Source organism: Streptomyces katrae, from assembly GCF_000966975.1.
Classification (GTDB): domain Bacteria; phylum Actinomycetota; class Actinomycetes; order Streptomycetales; family Streptomycetaceae; genus Streptomyces; species Streptomyces katrae.
Genome location: NZ_JZWV01001405.1, coordinates 1 through 3306, shown reverse-complemented (window position 1 = coordinate 3306; position 3306 = coordinate 1). Strand labels below are relative to the sequence as shown.

The 3306-nt window shown below is 76.0% G+C and carries 2 protein-coding genes; both read left to right on the top strand.

Annotation, left to right across the window (positions count from 1 at the left end; genetic code table 11):
• The coding region (locus VR44_RS37735; RefSeq protein WP_045952189.1) for a PD-(D/E)XK nuclease family protein at positions 1 to 1726 on the top strand (1726 nt) is incomplete at its 5' end.
• Positions 1727 to 1769: 43 nt separating this feature from the next.
• Positions 1770 to 3306 (top strand): ATP-dependent helicase (locus tag VR44_RS37730; RefSeq protein WP_245692833.1); only part of this gene is annotated, 1537 nt, incomplete at its 3' end.

The window sequence follows — 3306 nt, the reverse complement described above, 5'->3', positions numbered from 1 at the left end:
CGCCGAGCCCGAGCGCCTCACCGCGCACGACCCCGCGTACGCCCGCGGCGCGCAGCGCCTCGGCCTGCTCCTGCGCAAGACCCGCGAGCTCCTCCAGGGCGGCGGCACCGCCGAAGAGGCCCTCTGGGCCCTCTGGGACGGCACCCCCTGGCCGCAGCGCCTCGAACGCCAGGCCCGCCGCGGCGGCCCCGCCGGCCGCAACGCCGACCGGGACCTCGACGCCGTCTGCGCCCTCTTCGACAACGCCGCCCGCGCGGAGGAACGCACCGGCGGCCGCGGCGCCCTCAACTTCCTCGAACAGCTGGAGGCCGAGGACATCGCCGCCGACACCCTCGCCGGCAGGACGGTCCGCTCCGACGCCGTACGCCTCATGACCGCCCACCGCTCCAAGGGCCTGGAGTGGGGCCTCGTCGTCGTCGCCGGCGTCCAGGAGGGGATCTGGCCCGACCTGCGCCGCCGCGGCTCCCTCCTCGAAGCCGACCGCATCGGCCGCGACGGCCTCGCCGAACCCCTCACCCCCGGCGCCCTCCTCGCCGAGGAGCGCCGGCTGTTCTACGTCGCCGCCACCCGCGCCCGCCACCGCCTCGTCGTCACCGCCGTCAAGGCCCCCGCCGAGGACGGCGACCAGCCCTCCCGCTTCCTCACCGAACTCGGCGTCGAGCCGAAGGACGTCACCGGCCGGCCCCGCCGCCCCCTCGCCGTCCCCGCGCTCGTCGCCGAGCTCCGCGCCACCACCGTCGACCCCGACGCCTCGCCCGCCCTGCGCGACGCCGCCGCCCGGCGCCTGGCCCGCCTCGCCGCGCTCACCGACGACGAGGACCGCCCCCTGGTCCCCGCCGCGCACCCGCAGCGCTGGTGGGGCCTGTACGAGCCCACCGCCTCCACCGTCCCCCTCCGCGACCGGGACCGGCCCGTCACCCTCTCCGGCAGCGCCCTCGACCAGCTCGCCAACACCTGCTCCCTCCAGTGGTTCCTGGGCCGCGAGGTCAAGGCCGACGCCCCCTCCACCGCCGCCCAGGGCTTCGGCAACGTCGTCCACGTCCTCGCCGACGAGGTCGCCTCCGGCCGCACCCCCGCCGACCTGGCCGTCCTCATGGAGCGCCTCGACTCCGTCTGGGACGCCCTCGCCTTCGACGCCCCCTGGAAGTCCCGCCAGGAGAAGGACAACGCCCGCGCCGCCCTGGAACGCTTCCTGCGCTGGCACACCACCGACCGCGGCGGCCGCACCGCCGTCGCCACCGAGCACGACTTCGACGTCACCCTCGACGCCGGCGAGTACGCCGTCCGCATCCGCGGCTCCATGGACCGCGTCGAGGCCGACCCGCAGGGCCGCGCCTACGTCGTCGACTTCAAGACCGGCAAGGGCGCCCCCACCCGCGACGAGGTCGCCCGCCACCCCCAGCTCGCCGTCTACCAGCTCGCCGTCCGCGAGGGCGCCGTCGACGAGGTCTTCGACGGCCGGCGCCCCGAACCCGGCGGCGCCGAGCTCGTCCAGCTCCGCCAGGGCGCCGCCAAGCGCGACGGCGGCGAGGGGGTCCCGAAGGTCCAGGCGCAGGAAGCGCTGTCCCCCGGAAGCTCCGGCGAGTGGGTCGGCGACCTCCTGGCCACCGCCGCGGGCCGGGTCCTCGACGAACGCTTCGCACCCGCCACCGGTGAACACTGCAAGCGCTGCTCCTTCCGCAGCTCCTGCAGCGCCCTCCCCGAGGGCCGCCAGACCGTGGAATGAGACGGCGGCCGGGAGTGTCGGCGGGGGCGGCTAGCCTTTTGAGGTGACCGCGTACGTGTCCGGGCGCGCCCCCGTCCTCGACGATCCCGAGCAGCTCAAGGAGCTCCTCGGGATCCCCTTCACGCCCGAACAGCTGGCCTGCGTCACCGCCCCGCCCGCCCCCCAGGTCATCGTCGCGGGCGCCGGCTCCGGCAAGACCACCGTGATGGCCGCCCGCGTCGTCTGGCTCGTCGGGACCGGCGCCGTCGCCCCCGAACAGGTCCTCGGCCTGACCTTCACCAACAAGGCCGCCGGGGAGCTGGCCGAACGCGTACGCAAAGCCCTCGCCCGGGCCGGCATCACCGACCCGGACCCTTCCCCCGCCCCGGGCGCCGGCCCCGATGCGGCGGCCGGCGGCGAGCCCCGCATCTCCACGTACCACGCCTTCGCCGGCCAGCTCCTCAAGGACCACGGCCTGCGCATCGGCCTGGAACCCAGCGCCCGCCTCCTCGCCGACGCCACCCGCTTCCAGCTCGCCGCGAAGGTGCTCCGGGAGGCCCCCGGCCCCTACCCCGCCCTCACCAAGTCCGTCCCCGACCTGGTCAGCGACCTCCTCGCGCTCGACGGGGAACTCTCCGAGCACCTGGTCGAACCGGCGGAGCTGCGCGCGTACGACACGGAACTCCTCGGCGTGCTCGCGGACACCAGGCTCACCAACGAGGACCTCCGCAAGGTCCCCGAGGCCGTCCGCGGCCGTCTCGAACTGCTGGAACTCGTCGTCCGCTACCGCGAGGCCAAGCGCTCCCGCGACCTGTTCGACTTCGGTGACCAGATAGCCCTCTCCGCGCGGCTGGCCACCACCCGCCCGGAGGTCGGCGCCCTGCTGCGCGAGGAGTTCCGCGTCGTCCTCCTCGACGAGTACCAGGACACCTCCGTCGCCCAGCGGCTCCTGCTGTCCGGCCTCTTCGGCTCGGGGTCCTCCCAGGACGGAGTCCGAGGGGGAGGCACGGGGCACGCGGTGACCGCCGTCGGCGACCCCTGCCAGGCCATCTACGGCTGGCGCGGTGCGTCCGTCGCGAACCTGGACGACTTCCCGGAGCACTTCCCGCACGCCGACGGCACCCCGGCGACCCGCCTGTCCCTCAGCGAGAACCGGCGCAGCGGCGGCCGCCTGCTGGACCTCGCCAACGGCCTCGCCGCCCCGCTGCGCGCCATGCACGAGGGCGTCGAGGCCCTGCGCCCCGCCCCCGGCGCCGAGCGCGACGGCCTGGTCCGCTGCGCCCTGCTGCCCACGCACGCCGAGGAGCTGGAGTGGCTCGGCGACTCCGTCGCGCACCTGGTGCGCACCGGCACCGCGCCGGGCGAGATCGCGGTCCTCTGCCGCTCGGCCGCCGACTTCGCGAGCATCCAGGCGGTCCTCGTCGCCCGGGACGTCCCCGTGGAGGTGGTCGGCCTTTCGGGCCTCCTGCACCTCCCCGAGGTCGCCGACCTGGTCTCGGTCTGCGAGGTGCTCCAGGACCCCGGCGCCAACGCCGCCCTGGTCCGCCTCCTGATCGGCCCGCGCTGGCGGATCGGCGCCCGCGACCTGGCCCTGCTCGGCC